Here is a 15,931-nt window from a genome sequence, read left to right on the forward strand (position 1 = left end):
AGGGAGTGTTCGTGCACACCCAGGACATCGACCGGCTGCGTCAGGAGGTCACCATCGCTGCGGGCTTCGACAGCACTTCGGCGGAGGTCCTGCACAGCTGGGCGCTCTCACACGTCGAACGCCTCCACACCGCTGACGGGGTGACGGTGATCTTCAAGTGCGCCACCGAACCCTTCACCCACGAGGACGAAGCACTCATCGCCGCCCGCCAGGCCGGGGTCGACGTCCCCCGGGTGCTCACCTCGACCCGCAGCGGCACCACGTTGGGGATGCTCCTGGAGGACCTGGGCCAACCCTGCCGCCAGGCCGATGACGACGACGGGGTCGCCGCAGCCCGGCAACTGCACTCCGCCGCTGCCCCCGACTTCCTCTCACCCGGAGACACCGACTGGCTCGCCTCGCTGCCCGGCCGGGCCCTGCGCACCCTGACCGTGCTGCACGAGAACAACCGCTGGGCCGACACCGCCGACCTCGAAACCGCCCTGAGGTCGCTTGAGAAAGCGGCACCGACCAGGACACAGGGCGCCATGTTGGCACCGTTCGGGTGGGTGCACTCGGAGTTCCACCCCACCAGCCTGCTCATCGGCCCGGACCGGGTGCACATGTACGACCTCGCCCGTGCCTTCCACGGGCCCGGACTGCTCGATCTGGCCTCCTGGCACGGCACCATCGACCCAGCCGACCCCGACCGTACCCGCGCCCTGCTCGAACGCTACGTCCAGGCCGGAGGCCCCGGGGAAACCCTGGCTGATCGGGGTGGGTTGCCCGCTCAGGACTGGGCGCTGGGCTGGCACCGGGTGTGGATCGTCGAGTGGTACCTCGCCCAGGCCGCTGTGTGGATCGCCCACGAACCAGATGACCACATGTACGCCCGGGTCGTGCGCAACCACGCCGAAGAAGCGGTCCGACTCCTCAACGTCTGACGGGATGTGTGATGACAGCCAACCCCCCGCACCTGCTCATCGACATCGACGGGGTCCTCAACCCCTTCCCCGGGCCCGGAGGCTCACTCCCACCCGACTACCGGCCCCGCCGGGTCGACCTCAACGGCACCGACGTACCGGTCTGGCTGAACCCGGAGCACGGTTCGTGGATCACCGAGCTCTACTCCACGGGCCTGCTCCGTCCGATCTGGGCCACCAGTTGGCAGAGCGCGGCCGCACGCACCATCGGTCCCCGGCTCGGCCTCGACTCCTACCCGCACATCGACCTCGGCCCCACCAGGCAGCTCACCCGCCACCCCAACGGCTACCTGTGGAAACGCGACGCGGTCGCCACCTGGGCAGCGCAGGCGCCCCTGGTGTGGATCGACGACGACTTCGCCCATCCCGACCACGAGTGGGCCCGACAACGTGCCCTGAACGGGGTGCCCACCCTGCTGATCCAACCCGACCCCTACCAGGGCCTAAAGCGCGCCCACATCGACGCGGTGCGGACCTGGGCCCTGGCCGTCACACGGAACGCACGCACGAACGGAGACCGCGATGACGTCGCCGCCCACGCTCCACCCCTGGCGGCCGCTGCGCACACCTCAAGGGGCACAGGTTCCTATTGACGAGGACCTGGTTCCGCTCATCACCCGGCTCTGGGAGCTCGGTATCCGCACCCGGTCGAGCTGTCAGGACTACGGGGCCATGCTGGCCGCCTCACCGCCCGGACTCGCGGCGGGCGATAGTCGGTGGATCGACTTCTGCGCGGACCGGGTCTGGCTGGAACTGGAGGCCGAGGACGCTGAGCGGCTCGTGGGCCTGATCAGCCGCGACCCCGAGCTCCGCTTGGCCCTGTCCCAGTGGGGACTCACCGAGTCCTGGTGGTGCGTCCGCCCGCTTCTGCCCGAGCTGATCGGAGGCCGAGGCAAGACGGCGCCCAGCGCGCATCTTCTCTTCCCCCGTGAGCACCTGGAACGGGTGCTGAACGTTCTCCGCGAGACCGGGTGAAGAGAAGCTCGGGGGCTGGGGCTGCTCGTCCTGTGGGACGGGTGGCCCCCAGTGTCAGTTCGTTCTGATCCCGGACAGGAAGTCAGCCCACGCCCGGGTGTGGAAACCCAGTACGTCCAGGTGGGGGTTCTGGTTGTTGCGGACCAGCGTGCGGGGGAGGCGGCCGCGGCACGCAGGTGCGGGGACCTGAGTTCATGGTGTTGCACTCATGCGGCGGATGGGCCACTCCAGCACGAGGGCGGCGATGCTCTACCTCCACGCGCGCGACGAACGCGAACGAGAAATCGCGGACCGGGCCGCCGAGGAGCTGAGGGCCAACGGGCCGGGCGGGACCGGAGACGAGGACGACGATCCGCCTCTCGCGGGTGTCCCCGCCTGACTCCCACCGCCGGAAGGGCGTGTGGCACGTGTGTGGCACGGAGACCGCTTCAGACCCCGGGAATAACAAACGGCCAGGTGTTCGAGAAACCTCGAACGACCTGGCCGTTTGCGTGTCTGGAGCGGATGACGGGAATCGAACCCGCGCTATCAGCTTGGGAAGCTGAAGTTCTGCCATTGAACTACATCCGCGTCGGATAGCCCGGAGGCTGACCAACGCTCGCCATCCTAGCCCAACTCTGGGCCCGGTAGGCAAGTCGGCGGGGTGTCGAGTGCGACCCTCGGCCCGTTCTCGCAGGCGGTAGGTTCGGAGCGTGCTGCTCTCCGATCGCGATATCAGGTCAGAAATCGACTCCGGGCGGGTCCGGATCGATCCCTTCGAACCCACTCTTGTCCAGCCGTCGAGTATCGACGTCCGCCTCGACCGGTTCTTCCGGGTCTTCGAGAACCACAAGTACCCCCACATCGACCCCTCGGTGGAGCAGCCGGACCTCACGCGGCTCGTGGAGACCGACGGGGAGGAGGCCTTCATCCTCCACCCCGGTGAGTTCGTGCTGGCGTCCACCTACGAGGTGGTCACCCTCCCGGACGACATCGCGAGCCGTTTGGAGGGCAAGAGCTCCCTCGGACGGTTGGGTCTGCTGACCCACTCCACTGCGGGGTTCATCGACCCCGGGTTCTCCGGGCACGTCACCCTGGAGCTCTCGAACGTGGCCACCCTCCCGATCAAGCTCTACCCGGGCATGAAGATCGGCCAGCTGTGCATGTTCAGGCTGACCTCGCCTTCTGAGCGTCCGTACGGCTCGGCTGCCTACGGATCCCGCTACCAGGGGCAGCGCGGACCCACGCCGTCGAGGTCGCACCAGAACTTCGCGCGGACCCGGATCGTCGGGGGGTAGGGGTCCGCTCTGGGCACGGAGAGGCCCTTACGTTACGGTTATGTACTGACACGTTCTGTCGCATTTGGTGCTTGTCGCCGGATTGTGATCCAAGTCGCCTCCATCTGGCTAGTGGCATAGATCACATATAGGTGTTCTGTGGCGTCGGCAACCCGTGCCACAGGTCGACGGACGGCTTTTATGGCGGTTAAACATGTTATCTGGTAGTGACATGCCGCCTGAACTGTGCGTTCACATCTCGGTAAGGTGGCGCCCCGACGTGAACCAGGTAGTGGTTACGCCCGATTCGGGTGCGCACGAGGGGGCTCTGCGCGGACCGGCTACCTGAGGTAACCGCAGGCCGAGCGCAGGGTTATCACGCCCCGCTCGGCCTCGCGACAGGGACAGCCCCTTAGAGGAGACCGTGCCAGTAGTACGCGCAGACCACTTGTACAAGGTGTTCGGTAGGCAGTCGAAGGCGGCCGTCGAACGGCTCGCCGACGGGAGCCACCGGGACACCATCGCCGACCTCGACGTGACCGCTGCCGTCATCGACGTGTCCTTCGAGGTCCAACCCGGCGAGATCTTCGTCGTCATGGGCCTGTCCGGATCGGGTAAGTCCACCCTGATCCGGATGCTCAACGGACTTCTCGACTCCACGGCCGGATCGGTGGAGATCGACGGCGTGGACATCACCACGCTCAGCAGGAAGAACCTGCTCAAGCTCAGGGGCGAGAAGATCAGCATGGTCTTCCAGCACTTCGCCCTGCTTCCCCACCGGACGGTGCTGGAGAACGCCGCCTACGGGCTGGAGCTGCGCGGGTTCTCCCGCGCCGAGCGCTTCGCCAAGGCCAAGGAGACCCTCGCCCTCGTGGGGCTCGAGGGCTGGGAGGACAAGCTCCCCCAGCAGCTCTCCGGCGGCATGCAGCAGCGCGTGGGCCTGGCCCGCGCCCTGGCCGCCGACACCGACATCATCCTGATGGACGAGGCCTTCAGCGCGCTCGACCCGCTGATCCGCCGCGACATGCAGACGCAGCTCCTGGAGCTCCAGGAGACGCTGGGCAAGACGATCATCTTCATCACCCACGACCTCAACGAGGCCATGCGCCTCGGCGACCGGATCTGCGTGCTCCGCGACGGACGCGTGGCCCAGATCGGTGAGGCGTCGGAGATCCTCAACGCGCCCGCGAACGAGTACGTCGAGCGCTTCGTGGAGGACGTCGACCGCAGCCGTGTGCTGACGGCGGCCGAGGCGCTCGCGGACGTTCCCGTCGACGACGGCGCCCCGCAGGTCACCGCCGACACCCTCGTCGCGGACCTGTACACCAGCGTCGCCACCGAGAACGGCCTCCGGGTCGTCTCGGGCGACGGCGAGGTACTGGGCATGGTCACCCGGGAGTCGGTGCTCGCCGCCTTGGTCCAGAGTGACACCGCGGAGGTGGCCAAGTGACCCCCGTCAACTTCCCCCCGTCGCTTCCCATCGGTGACGGCTTCGAGGCGTTCAACTCCTGGCTGAAGAGCCACTTCGGGTTGTTCTTCGACCTCACCGGCGACTTCATCCGCTGGGCGGTCTCCGTCCTGGCCGGGTTCTTCGTCGAGCCGGGGGCCGGACAGCTCGCCTTCATCGCGGCCGTGATCATCGCGGTCCCGCTGGTGCGATCGCGCCGGATCCCGCTGCTCGCCATCGTCGTGGTGGTCTCGCTCCTCTACATCGCCGAGGCGCAGTTCGCCCTGGTGACGGGCTTCATCAACAGTGTTCCGGGGCTCTTCGTCTGGGCCATGAACCTGTTCGACACGAACGTCGAGCCCACCTTCGTCGTCTCGCTGGTCTTCCTGATCGCGACGGCGGCCCTGGGCATGGTCGACAGCGCCAACCGCGTGCGCACGGGAATCGTCGCCGGTGGCTGGCTCGCGCTGGTGCTGCTGGGCTGGCTGGTCCTGCCCATGCTGGTCACCAACCCGATGTCCCTGCTGATGATCCTGCTGCTGAGCCTGCTCGCGCTCTCGGTGGCAGGCTGGCGCCTGGGCGTCTTCGCCCTGATCGCCCTGACCGTCGTGGCCTCCGTCGGCCAGTGGTCCAACGCCATGGACACCCTGGGCCTGGTCCTGGTGGCCAGCCTCATCGCGGTGGTCATCGCCATCCCGATCGGCATCCTGGCCGCCTACAACGAGTACGTCAGCAAGGTCGCCAAGCCGGTCCTGGACCTGATGCAGACGCTCCCGGCGTTCGTCTACCTGATCCCGGCGATCTTCTTCTTCTCCATCGGTGCGGTGCCCGGTGTGGTCGCGACCATCGTGTTCGCCATGCCGCCCGGTGTGCGTCTGACCGAACTCGGCATCCGGCAGATCGACAAGGAGCTCGTCGAGGCGGGTGAGGCCTTCGGTGCGCCCAAGCGCAAGATCCTCACCGGCATCCAGCTCCCGCTCGCCCTGCCGACGATCATGGCGGGCGTCAACCAGGTGATCATGCTGGGCCTGTCCATGGTCGTCATCGCGGGCATGGTCGGCGCGGGCGGCCTCGGCAGCCAGGTCTACCAGGGCATCACCCGCAACGACGGCGCGCTCGGTTTCGAGGCCGGTATCGCCGTGGTCATCCTGGCGATCTTCCTGGACCGCCTGACCGCCGCCGTCACCCGCAAGAGTCCCCAGGCCAGGGTCAGCAGTTCGTCCTGACAACGGTTTTTTCGCAGCAGTCCTGATGGAAGGAATCCAGATGTACAGCCGTAAGCGCATGATGGCCCTGGCCGCGGCCGGTATGAGCGGGGTGCTCCTGCTGACCGCCTGTGGCGGCAACGGGGAGGACCTCACCGGTGGCTCCGGCGAGGACCAGAACGGCGGTTCGGGCACGGGTGACGACCTCCAGGACGTCAACATCGCGCTGATCGCGTGGGAAGAGGCGATCGCGGTCACCCACATGTGGGAGGCCGTCCTGGACGAGAAGGGCTACAACGTCGAGGTCACCGACGTCGACGTGGCCCCGATGTACCAGGGCGCCGCCAACGGCGACGTGGACCTGTTCCTCGACACCTGGCTCCCCGCCACGCACCAGCAGTACTGGGACGACTACGGGGACCAGCTGGAGGACCTCGGCTCCTGGTACGACAACGCGATCCTGACGCTGACCGTCCCCGAGTACATGGAGGACGTCAACTCGATCCCCGACCTGCTCGACCACGCGGACGAGCTGGACAACCGCATCGTCGGCATCGACCCGGGCGCCGGTCTCACCGAGACCACCCAGAACTCCGCCATGCCGGGTTACGGTCTGGACGACGAGTTCGAGCTGGTGACCTCCTCCGGTGCGGCGATGCTCGCGGAGCTCGACTCGGCTATCGCCGACGAGGAGCCCATCGTCGTCACCCTGTGGCGTCCGCACCCGGCCTACGCCAAGCACGACCTGAAGGACCTCGAGGACCCCGAGGGCCTCATGGGCGACGCCGAGACGATCCACGCGGTCGGCCGTGACGGCTTCGCCAACGACTACCCGCAGCTCGCCTCCTGGCTCGAGGGCTGGGACATGAGCGACGACGAGCTCGCCAGCCTGGAGGCGCTGACCGTCGGTGACGATGTCGACGACCCCGACGCCGGTGCCCGCCAGTGGCTCGCCGACAACCCCGAGTTCCTGGAGCGCACCCTGGGCGACGACGCCGAGGGCCTGAACTTCTAGGACCCACAGTGTGGAACCCGTCACGGGGAGTGCCACACGTCCCGTTTCATGGGGTAGACATGCGATGACGGCCGCCTTCACGAGCGTGGGGGCGGCCTTCGTCTGCGCGAGGTTGTGAGGGAGCTTGACATGAAGAGGCGAGGTACGGGACTGGCCGCCGCTGGTCTGAGCGGTGTGCTCCTGCTGTCCGCCTGCTCGGGGGAGGCGGACTCCGGAGGCCCGGACGACGGTGACGACCTCCGGGAGGTCAACATCGCGTTGATCGCCTGGGAGGAGGCGATCGCGGTCACCCACATGTGGGAGGCGGTCCTGGAGGAGAAGGGCTACGACGTCACCGTGACCGAGGTCGACGTCGCTCCGGCCTTCCAGGGAGTGGCCGACGGCGAGCTCGACCTCTACCTCGACATGTGGCTTCCGGTCACCCACCACGAGTACATGGAGCAGCACCGGGACAGCATCGAGAGCCTGGGCTCCTGGTACGACAACGCCGTCCTCACGCTGACGGTGCCGGAGTACATGGAGGACGTGCGGGAGATCGACGACCTCCCCGCGCGCGCGGACGAGCTCGGCGGAACCATCGTCGGTATCGAACCGGGCGCCGGTCTGACCCAGGTCACCCGCGACCAGGCCATGCCCCTGTACGGGCTGGAGGAGGACTTCGAGCTGGAGACCTCGTCGGGCGGGGAGATGATGCGGCGGCTGGACGAGGCGATCCTGGAGGAGCGGCCGATCGTCGTCACGCTGTGGCGTCCGCACCCGGCCTACGCCCAGTACGAGCTGCGGGACCTGGAGGACCCGCAGGGCGGGATGGGCGGCACCGAGGGCCTGCACTCGATCGGGCGCGCCGGGTTCTCCGAGGACTACCCGGAGCTGGCCGAGTGGATGCGCAACTGGACCATGGACGACGAGGAGCTGGCGTCCCTGGAGGCGCTCACGGTCGGTCCCGGTGTCACCGACCCGGCGGCCGGGGCGCGTGAGTGGCTCGCCCAGAACCCGCTGTTCCTGGAGCGCACGCTGATGGACGCCGCCGAGGGCCTGGAGTTCTGACCCGCAGGACGCGGACCACCCGGATGACCCGGACGGTTCGGACGAGACGACGGGGCCGCCTCCCGGAGGGGAGACGGCCCCGTCGTGTGTTCGGTGGCAGTGGGTTCAGGGGGCGTAGTAGCCGCCCTGGGCGCCACCGATGCTCCCCTGGTTGGTCTGGCCCGGCTTGTCGCGCCGGGGCAGCGCGTAGGCGGACAGGAGCCCGCCGAGGAAACCGAACAGGTGCGCCTGCCAGGAGACGCCGGGGTGCTGGGGCAGGACCCCCCAGATCATCGTTCCGTAGAAGATGACCACGCAGATCATGATGACGATGTCGACGGTCCTGCGTTCGATGATGCCGCGTAGCACCGTGTAGCCGAAGTAGCCGAAGACCAGCCCGCTGGCACCCACCGTCACGACGTGTGAGGGGGTGAACAGCCACACGCCGACGCCGCTGACGACGGCGATGATCAGTGTGGTGAGCAGGAACCGGCCCAGGCCGCTGAAGGCGACGAGGGCTCCGAGCACCAGGAACGGCAGTGAGTTACCGATCAGGTGGGCGAAGTTGCCGTGCATGAAGGGCGCGGTCAGCACGGTCCAGGGCGCGTCGGGGTTGCGGGCCTGGATACCGAACTGCCGGTCGAGGTGTCCCCCGAGCGGGGTGTCGATGATCTCGAAGACCCACATGGCCGCGAGCATGCCCGCGACGGTCAGGATGGCGGTGATTCTGGACTGCTTCACCCCATCGAGACTAGATGAAGCAGGCTTGCGTCGGTATGTTCCTGGGGCGCGTGTGGGCGAAATGATCTGTTGTGTTCACAGATGACTGCTCTGTCGCGGCCGTTCGGAGTCGTGCGGCGGCGCGCCCGAGGGCCTCAGGAGGTCAGGGAGCGCTTGCGCGGCGGGATGCCCGCGACCGCCATGAACGCCTCCACCCTGGCCGGGTTGGTCATCCCGGTCAGCGGCAGGTAGGTGCGTGAGGCCCGGCGGCTCTTCAGCGAGGGGAAGCGCTTGGGGCGCCCAGTGTGGTCGCACAGGCCCAGGGAGCGGATGCGGCCGGGAAGCACGTAGTAGGAGCCGATGTCGACGAACGGCACCCGGACGACGTAGGCGCCGCGCTCGTAGCGGAACTCGTCCTCGGAGACCTCCAGCACCGGTGCCTTGATCCGGTGCCCGTCGAACGCCGAGGCGGCGCCGAGGAGCGCGAGGATGACGCCGAGCACGATGTTGGCCCAGTGCCCGGGGTCGACGGCCACGACCACGACGCCCAGGGTCAGCAGAGCGTAACCACCCCACAGCTCCACGTACTTGCGGCCTACGGGGCAGACCAGGCGGACCGGTTCGGACACGGCGGATGCCTCTCTCGCTGGGCGGGGCGCTGAGGATGACGGAAGCCGTCACTGGGAACCCTATCCGCTTCGCGGATACGGCCATCTCGGTTTCGGTCAGTTCGAGCGTGGGGTTCAGGACAGGCGCAAGGAAGTTTCGTCCCCTGTGTCGCTTTCCATCAAGTGATGATCGGGTTGTCCCATGAATTTTCATCGGATTCCAGGAGGGGTGCGGAGGGGGAGAAAGATGCCGCCCAGTGCGCGAGTTGGGCCGTATGCGAAGTTATGCGCTGTTTGTCCTGTTCTCTCTCAGTAGTTGCGTGCTCCGAGGCGGTAGTTAAACGTCGTTTACGTTTGTGCTTTTGCAGTGGAAGGCCTTCGTTGATCCCCAATGCTTTTCCGGTGTGTCCGAATCCCGCCGTCCCGAGCTCCGGTCGCCAGTGTCCGCTTGACCTGGCATGATGTAAGGATGTCCTGGTTGTTACCGGTGTATTGGGAGTTCGTGACTCGATCGGGTGCGTGTGAGCGCGGACCGGTTGCGGATGGGTCACGAAATCGGCATTGGGGCTATACAGACATTTCCCTTAATGGTCTTCTAATCGACTAATCGCCTAGTTTTGGTGGGTTGTGCCCTGGGGGCACCAACCCGTGGCCTGTTCGCATGAGTGATCAAGGGTGTGACTATGTTCAAGCGCCGAAAGACGTTGGCACTCGCCGCCGCGGCGACGTCAGCGGTCATGGTGGCCAGCGGCTGTGGAGGAGGGGGTGACGGTGGTGGCGACGGCGGCCCCAAGGAGGTCACCTGGGTCATCAACAGCCTCCCCGGCGCCTGGCAGGCCACGAGCCTCGCCGGTGGCAGCGTCTACGTCATCCAGATGCTCTCCGGCGTGCTCCCCTACACCGGCCAGTGGCTGCCGGACGCGACGTACGAGTACGACATGGACGTCCTCGCGGAGGAGCCCGAGCTCATCAACGACGACCCCGACGAGGGTCCGTTCGAGTGGTCCATCACCCTCGCCGAGGACGCCGTCTGGAGCGACGGCGAGCCGATGACCGGTGAGGACCTGCGGGTCTCGTGGATGCTCGGCACCAGCCCCGACGAGGGCTACTGCACCGGCTGCGACCCCCGGTCCTCCGCCAGCAACGACAAGGTCGAGTCCGTCGAGGTCGACGGCAAGACGGCCACCTTCCAGCTGAAGGAGGGACTGGCCGACCCGGAGTGGATGGGGCTGTTCGACGCCCACGGCCAGTCCGGCGGCTTCCTGCCCGCGCACATCGCCGCGGAGAACGACTGGGACGTCGACGACCCGGACGACCTGGGCGAGTACTACGCCTGGCTGCACTCCGAGCGTCCCGAGTGGTCCGGCGGCCCGTACATGATCACCTCCGGCGACCTGGAGAACGAGGTCGTCAAGGAGCCGAACCCCAACTGGTTCGGTGAGGCGCCCGCGCTCGACAAGATCACCATGCCGTACAACACCGACGAGGGCACCTTCGTGAACGCCTTCGTCAACAACGAGATCGACGGTGGCAACCCCGCCGACTACAGCGAGGACGTCATCCTCCAGCTGGAGGACGTCGCCAACGCCGAGGTGACCGTCGCCGAGGGCGCCACCTGGGAGCACATCGACCTCAACCTGAAGAACGAGACGCTCCAGGACGTCGAGCTGCGCCGCGCCATCTTCACCGCGATCGACCGCGACGACATCGCCAACCGCAACTTCGGCGCCGGCTACCCGGACTACGAGCTGAAGAACAACCACACCTTCGGTGTCGACAGCCCGTACTTCGTCGACCACTACGAGAACGAGCCCCTGGGTACCGGTGACCTCGACGAGGCCCGCAGCATCCTGGAGGAGGCCGGCTACGAGGGCTTCGAGTCCGGTGAGGACCTCACCCTGGACGGCGAGGAGATCGGCCCGTTCCGCCTACGCAGCACCGACTCGACCGTTCGTAACACCTCGGTCCAGCTCATCCAGGCCCAGCTCTCCGAGATCGGCATCACGACCAACATCGAGATGACCGACGACCTCGGCGGCATGCTCGCGGCGGCCGAGTACGACATCGCCCAGTTCGGCTGGTCCGGCTCCCCGTACTTCGTCACGACCCCGCAGCAGCAGTGGCACTCCGAGAGCGGCAGCAACTTCGGCGGCTACGCCAACGACGAGGTCGACGAGCTGACCGCGCAGGTGGACAACGCCCCCGACCTGGACACCGCCGCGGAGCTGTCCAACGAGGCCATGGCGATCCACGTTCCCGAGGCCTACGTCATGCCGATCATGGCGGAGCCGAACTACTTCTTCGCCAACTCCGACCGCCTCGTGAACGTTCACGACAACCTTCAGTCCAGCTACCGAGCCACCTACAACATCGGTGAGTGGGACGTCGCCAGCTAGTCCGGCGCACCACCCAGGTCCGGCCCCGGGACACCCTCCCGGGGCCGGACCGGTCCTCGTCCACCCCTGAAGGATCACTCCCATGCTCGTTTACACGATGCGGCGCATCCTGGGCGCGCTACCCGTCCTGGTCCTCGCATCCATCCTCACCTTCGTGATGATCGACGTCACCGGTGACCCGCTCGCTGACGTCCGGATGGCCCAGCCACCGCCCACAGAGGAAGTCCTGCAACAGGCGGAGGAGCGGCTCTACCTCGACCGCTCCATGCCCGAGCGGTACTGGCTGTGGGTGACCGGAATCGGCGGAAACGGCGACATCGGGCTGCTCCAGGGGGAGTTCGGCCCCTCCACCCAGGGCCCCCAGTACGACATCGGCTCGGCCATCGCCGAACGCCTGTGGACCACGCTGCGCCTGGTGGGCGCGGCCATGGTCTTCGCGCTCGGCCTGGCGATCATCACCGGTGTGGTCAGCGCCCTGCGCCAGTACTCCAAACTCGACTACACCCTCACCTTCGTCGGCTTCCTCGCCCTGGCGCTGCCAACCTTCTGGTTCGCGGGCATCATGCAGGCGGCGGGGGTCAAGTTCAACCAGCTGGTGGGCGACCAGGTCTTCGCCACGATCGGCGACGGGCGTTTCAGGGCGGAGGGCGCACCGTTGTGGGACCAGTTCCTCAACGCCTTCGCGCACATGGCCCTGCCCACGATCGTGCTCATGCTGATCAGCTTCGCGTCGTGGAGCCGCTACCAGCGCACCTCGATGCTGGAGGTGATGAACAGCGACTACGTGCGGCTGGCCCGGGCCAAGGGCCTGCGCAACCACACGGTCATCAGGCGTCACGCGCTGCGCACCGCGCTGATCCCCCTGACCACCGTGGTGGCCATCGGCGTCGCGGGCGTCATCGACGGGGCCATCCTCACCGAGGTGGTCTTCCAGTGGCGCGGTTTGGGCGACTTCTTCATCACCGCGGTGGACAACAACGACTCCTTCGCGCTGATGGGGTGGCTGCTGCTCAGCGGCACCATCGTCATCCTGGCCAACCTTGTCGCCGACCTGCTGTACGCCGTGCTGGACCCGAGGATTCGCTATGAGTGAGAACGGCATGTCGAAGAGCGCGCGCCGTGACCCGGCGAAGAAGCGGAAGAAGAGCAGCGCCGACCAGACCCAGCTCCAGACCATCCTGATCCGGTTCACCCGACACCGGCCAGCGATGATCAGCCTGGTGCTCCTGGGGCTCATCGCCCTGTTCGCGTTCGTCGGACCCTTCTTCTGGACCTGGGACCACACGGTCTACCGCGAGATCCCCAGCAACCAGCCGCCGTCCGGCATCCACCCCCTGGGCACCTCGGCCGCCGGACACGACGTCCTCGGCCAGCTCATGCGCGGCGCCCAGCAGACTCTGAAGGTCGCCTTCACCGTCTCGCTGCTGTCGACGGCGGTCGGCTCCGTGTGGGGTGCCACCGCCGGCTACTACGGCGGCCGGGTGGACGCGTTCATGATGCGCGTCGTGGACATCTTCCTGATCGTCCCGCTGCTCGTGGCCGCCGCGGCCATCGCGGGCAACAGCGGTGCCGGGACCTCGTGGTCCGCGATCGCGCTGATCATCTCGATCTTCTCGTGGGCCACCATCGCGCGCGTGGTGCGCGGCGTGGTCCTGTCCCTGCGGGAACAGGAGTTCGTGGAGGCGGCCCGGGCCTCGGGCGCCTCGGCGCCGTGGATCATTCTCCGGCACCTGCTGCCCAACGCGGCCGGGCCGATCATCGTCGCCGCCACCCTGTTGGTGGCGGTGGCCATCCTCGCCGAGGCCGGCATGTCCTTCCTCGGGCTGGGCATCCAGCTGCCGGACATCTCGCTCGGCCAGATGATCGGCAGCGCGCGCACGGCGGTGTCCACGCGGCCGTGGCTGTTCTATCCGCCCGGTGTGCTGCTGGTGCTGATCTGTCTGACGATCAACTTCATCGGTGACGGCCTCCGGGACGCCCTCGACCCACGACAGACCAGGGTGCGGCGATGACGACTGAGTACGAGAACAAGGAACACACCGCCGTGGCGGACACCGACGACGTGGTGCTGGAGGTCAGCGACCTCAGCGTCACCTTCCCCTCCGACGACGGCCCGCTGCCCGCGGTCCGGCAGGTCTCCTACAAGGTGCGCCGGGGCGAGGCCCTGGGCATCGTGGGGGAGTCCGGATCGGGCAAGTCCGTGACCTCCATGGCGATCATGGGCCTGCTGCCCAGGAACGCGCGCGTGGAGGGCTCGGCCCGGTTGCTGGGCCAGGAGATCATCGGGCTCAACGACAAGCAGATCAGCGAGGTCCGGGGGCAGAGGATCGCGATGATCTTCCAGGACCCGCTGACCTCGCTCAACCCCGTGTACACGATCGGCTACCAGATCGCAGAGGCGGTGCTCGCCCACCGGAAGGTGAGCAAGAAGGTCGCCATGGCGCGGGCACTGGAGCTGCTGGAGATCGTGGGCATCCCGTCCCCCGAGCAGCGGCTCAGGCAGTACCCGCACGAGCTGTCCGGCGGTATGCGCCAGCGAGTGGTGATCGCGATCGCGATGGCCAACGACCCTGACGTGATCATCGCGGACGAGCCCACCACGGCGCTCGACGTGACCGTCCAGGCGCAGGTGCTGGACGCCCTCCAGAGGGCCCGTGAGGAGACCGGGGCCGCCCTGGTGCTCATCACCCACGACCTCGGCGTGGTGGCCGGTCAGGTCGACCGGGTGGGCGTGATGTACGCGGGCCGGATCGTGGAGATGGGGTCGGTGGAGGATGTGTTCTACCGGCCGCGCATGCCCTACGCGCTGGGGCTGCTCGGGTCGCTGCCGCGACTTGACGGCGACCGCGGCGACCGGCTCACCCCCATCCTCGGGGCCCCGCCCTCGCTGCGGGACCTGCCCGGAGGCTGCGGGTTCGCGCCGCGCTGCCCCATGGCCAGGGAACGCTGTCACGAGGAGGAGCCCCGGCTGCTGCTCATCGAGGACGGCCCGCAGGAGGGCGGCGAGACCGCGCACACCGCCGCCTGCCACTTCAGCGAGGAACTCGCGGACACGGAGGCGAGTGACCTCTTCCGGCCCACCTCCGTGGACACCGAGGGCCTGGGGTCCGTCGCCGAGATGGAGGCTGCGGAGTCGCAGGTGGCCGAGGCCCGCGAGGAGTACCTGGGGGAGCTCGGCGCGGAGGCCGGTCGTGAGGTGGCCGCCAAGGCGGAGCCCGAGGTCCTGCTCACCGCCACCGACCTGGTGAAACACTTCCCGATCCGCTCCAAGGGGCTGATGCGGCGCAAGGTCGGTGCGGTGCAGGCGGTCTCCGGGATCTCGCTGGACCTGCGTGAGAGGGAGACCCTCGCGCTCGTGGGTGAGTCCGGCTGCGGCAAGTCCACCACGGCGCGCCTGCTGCTGAACCTGATCAAGCTGACCTCGGGCGAGGTCACCTACATGGGTCAGCCGCTCCAGGACCTCTCCGACCGCAGGATGCGGCCGCTGCGCAAGGACCTCCAGCTGGTGTTCCAGGACCCCTTCGCGTCCCTGGACCCGCGCATGACGGTCTCGGACATCATCGCCGAGCCCATGCGCATCCACGGGAGCGGGCACCGTGACGCCCGGAAGCGGGTGTCCGAGCTCCTCGAACTGGTGGGGCTCAACCCCGAGCACGGCTCGCGCTACCCGCACGAGTTCTCCGGGGGCCAGCGTCAGCGCATCGGCGTGGCCCGGGCCCTGTCGCTCAACCCCAGGGTGCTGGTGCTGGACGAACCGGTCTCGGCGCTGGACGTGTCCATCCAGGCGGGCGTGATCAACCTGCTGGAGGACCTCCAGGACGAGCTGGGGCTGTCCTACCTGTTCGTCTCGCACGACCTCTCGGTGGTCAAGCACATCGCCGACCGCGTGGCCGTGATGTACCTCGGCAAGATGGTGGAGACGGCCACGACGGACCAGCTGTTCAGCGCGCCCGCGCACCCGTACACGCAGGCGCTGATCTCGGCGATCCCGCTGCCGGACCCCGTCAAGGAGCGGACCCGGGAGCGGATCACCGTCACGGGTGACATCCCGAGCCCGGCCAACCCGCCCTCGGGCTGCCGGTTCCGGACCCGCTGCCCGAAGTTCGCCAACGAGCTCTCGGACGCCGAGCGCGCCAGGTGCGTGGAGGAGCCGCCGGAGCTGAAGGACCGGGGCACCGGCCACCGGGACGCCTGCCACTACTCGAAGGCGATCGAACTCATCTAGGTGCCGCACACGGGGCGGGTCGGGGACTCCCGGCCCGCCCCGTACGCGTCTGGGCCCATTTGAGACGCCCCTTTTGCCATCGAACCGCCGGTGGCG

The 15,931-nt window shown here is 67.7% G+C and carries 16 protein-coding genes and 1 tRNA gene; 13 read left to right on the top strand and 4 right to left on the bottom strand.

What is annotated here, in order from left to right:
- The first annotated feature begins 11 nt into the window (after positions 1-11).
- The 3 genes from ADX84_RS09115 to ADX84_RS09125 are packed head-to-tail and all read left to right on the top strand — an operon-like array spanning position 12 to position 1,937.
- Positions 12-923, top strand: coding sequence for a hypothetical protein (locus tag ADX84_RS09115; protein WP_199776528.1), 912 nt, complete (start codon positions 12-14; stop codon positions 921-923).
- A gap of 11 nt (positions 924-934) precedes the next feature.
- The gene (locus tag ADX84_RS09120; RefSeq protein WP_199776529.1) at positions 935-1,555 is read left to right on the top strand and encodes an HAD domain-containing protein; all 621 of its coding nucleotides are present in this window, start codon (positions 935-937) and stop codon (positions 1,553-1,555) included.
- Entirely contained in the window at positions 1,485-1,937 is a 453-nt protein-coding gene (locus ADX84_RS09125; protein ID WP_156208053.1) for a hypothetical protein, read from the top strand. The genes ADX84_RS09120 and ADX84_RS09125 overlap by 71 nt, the downstream gene beginning before the upstream one ends.
- A gap of 54 nt (positions 1,938-1,991) precedes the next feature.
- On the opposite strand, the gene ADX84_RS27070 is transcribed toward ADX84_RS09125, so the two are convergent.
- Entirely contained in the window at positions 1,992-2,084 is a 93-nt protein-coding gene (locus ADX84_RS27070; protein ID WP_082206367.1) for a DUF397 domain-containing protein, read from the bottom strand.
- A gap of 70 nt (positions 2,085-2,154) precedes the next feature.
- On the opposite strand from ADX84_RS27070, the gene ADX84_RS25975 reads away from it, so the two are divergent.
- Positions 2,155-2,316: a hypothetical protein gene (locus ADX84_RS25975; RefSeq protein ID WP_234003889.1), complete on the top strand. Its 162-nt coding sequence runs from the start codon at positions 2,155-2,157 to the stop codon at positions 2,314-2,316.
- A 117-nt stretch (positions 2,317-2,433) separates the two neighbouring features.
- Here the strand turns inward: ADX84_RS25975 and ADX84_RS09130 are convergent.
- Positions 2,434-2,507 (bottom strand) — tRNA-Gly (locus ADX84_RS09130).
- A gap of 122 nt (positions 2,508-2,629) precedes the next feature.
- On the opposite strand from ADX84_RS09130, the gene dcd reads away from it, so the two are divergent.
- The 5 genes from dcd to ADX84_RS09155 all read left to right on the top strand — a co-directional run bounded on the left by dcd (position 2,630) and on the right by ADX84_RS09155 (position 7,907).
- Positions 2,630-3,214, top strand: coding sequence for a dCTP deaminase (dcd, locus tag ADX84_RS09135; RefSeq protein WP_049570526.1), 585 nt, complete (start codon positions 2,630-2,632; stop codon positions 3,212-3,214).
- Positions 3,215-3,617: 403 nt separating this feature from the next.
- Complete coding sequence (locus ADX84_RS09140) at positions 3,618-4,643, top strand: glycine betaine/L-proline ABC transporter ATP-binding protein (protein WP_199776530.1); 1,026 nt, start codon at positions 3,618-3,620, stop codon at positions 4,641-4,643.
- Positions 4,640-5,866, top strand: coding sequence for a proline/glycine betaine ABC transporter permease (locus tag ADX84_RS09145; protein WP_049570535.1), 1,227 nt, complete (start codon positions 4,640-4,642; stop codon positions 5,864-5,866). The genes ADX84_RS09140 and ADX84_RS09145 overlap by 4 nt, the downstream gene beginning before the upstream one ends.
- A 40-nt stretch (positions 5,867-5,906) precedes the next feature.
- The gene (locus ADX84_RS09150) at positions 5,907-6,860 is read left to right on the top strand and encodes a glycine betaine ABC transporter substrate-binding protein (protein ID WP_049570538.1); all 954 of its coding nucleotides are present in this window, start codon (positions 5,907-5,909) and stop codon (positions 6,858-6,860) included.
- Positions 6,861-6,989: 129 nt separating this feature from the next.
- Positions 6,990-7,907: a glycine betaine ABC transporter substrate-binding protein gene (locus ADX84_RS09155; RefSeq protein WP_049570540.1), complete on the top strand. Its 918-nt coding sequence runs from the start codon at positions 6,990-6,992 to the stop codon at positions 7,905-7,907.
- Positions 7,908-8,012: 105 nt separating this feature from the next.
- Here ADX84_RS09155 and ADX84_RS09160 read toward each other — a convergent pair whose 3' ends face one another.
- Positions 8,013-8,627: a rhomboid family intramembrane serine protease gene (locus ADX84_RS09160; RefSeq protein WP_049570543.1), complete on the bottom strand. Its 615-nt coding sequence runs from the start codon at positions 8,625-8,627 to the stop codon at positions 8,013-8,015.
- Positions 8,628-8,761: 134 nt separating this feature from the next.
- On the bottom strand, positions 8,762-9,235 hold the full coding sequence (locus ADX84_RS09165) for a hypothetical protein (protein ID WP_049570546.1): 474 nt from the start codon (positions 9,233-9,235) through the stop codon (positions 8,762-8,764).
- A gap of 662 nt (positions 9,236-9,897) precedes the next feature.
- Here ADX84_RS09165 and ADX84_RS09170 point away from each other — a divergent pair.
- From ADX84_RS09170 to ADX84_RS09185, 4 genes are all read left to right on the top strand, one after another.
- Positions 9,898-11,610: an ABC transporter family substrate-binding protein gene (locus tag ADX84_RS09170; RefSeq protein ID WP_199776531.1), complete on the top strand. Its 1,713-nt coding sequence runs from the start codon at positions 9,898-9,900 to the stop codon at positions 11,608-11,610.
- Positions 11,611-11,692: 82 nt separating this feature from the next.
- Positions 11,693-12,703, top strand: a complete 1,011-nt coding sequence (locus tag ADX84_RS09175) for an ABC transporter permease (protein ID WP_049570551.1) — start codon at positions 11,693-11,695, stop codon at positions 12,701-12,703.
- The gene (locus tag ADX84_RS09180) at positions 12,696-13,622 is read left to right on the top strand and encodes an ABC transporter permease (protein ID WP_049570554.1); all 927 of its coding nucleotides are present in this window, start codon (positions 12,696-12,698) and stop codon (positions 13,620-13,622) included. The genes ADX84_RS09175 and ADX84_RS09180 overlap by 8 nt, the downstream gene beginning before the upstream one ends.
- A complete protein-coding gene (locus ADX84_RS09185) occupies positions 13,619-15,835 on the top strand; it encodes an ABC transporter ATP-binding protein (RefSeq protein WP_049570558.1) in 2,217 nt (738 codons plus the stop codon). Before ADX84_RS09180 ends, ADX84_RS09185 begins: the two co-directional genes overlap by 4 nt.
- The last annotated feature ends 96 nt before the right edge of the window (positions 15,836-15,931 follow it).

The organism is Nocardiopsis sp. SBT366, assembly GCF_001083815.1.
Lineage (GTDB): Bacteria > Actinomycetota > Actinomycetes > Streptosporangiales > Streptosporangiaceae > Nocardiopsis > Nocardiopsis prasina.

Bases quoted from the DNA above. Each gene is read 5' to 3' on its own strand.
- ADX84_RS09120 (WP_199776529.1), top strand. From the start codon at position 935: ATGACAGCCAACCCCCCGCACCTGCTCATCGACATCGACGGGGTCCTC.
- ADX84_RS09125 (WP_156208053.1), top strand. From the start codon at position 1,485: ATGACGTCGCCGCCCACGCTCCACCCCTGGCGGCCGCTGCGCACACCT.
- ADX84_RS25975 (WP_234003889.1), top strand. From the start codon at position 2,155: ATGGGCCACTCCAGCACGAGGGCGGCGATGCTCTACCTCCACGCGCGC.
- ADX84_RS09150 (WP_049570538.1), top strand. From the start codon at position 5,907: ATGTACAGCCGTAAGCGCATGATGGCCCTGGCCGCGGCCGGTATGAGC.
- ADX84_RS09155 (WP_049570540.1), top strand. From the start codon at position 6,990: ATGAAGAGGCGAGGTACGGGACTGGCCGCCGCTGGTCTGAGCGGTGTG.
- ADX84_RS09170 (WP_199776531.1), top strand. From the start codon at position 9,898: ATGTTCAAGCGCCGAAAGACGTTGGCACTCGCCGCCGCGGCGACGTCA.
- ADX84_RS09175 (WP_049570551.1), top strand. From the start codon at position 11,693: ATGCTCGTTTACACGATGCGGCGCATCCTGGGCGCGCTACCCGTCCTG.
- ADX84_RS09180 (WP_049570554.1), top strand. From the start codon at position 12,696: ATGAGTGAGAACGGCATGTCGAAGAGCGCGCGCCGTGACCCGGCGAAG.
- ADX84_RS09185 (WP_049570558.1), top strand. From the start codon at position 13,619: ATGACGACTGAGTACGAGAACAAGGAACACACCGCCGTGGCGGACACC.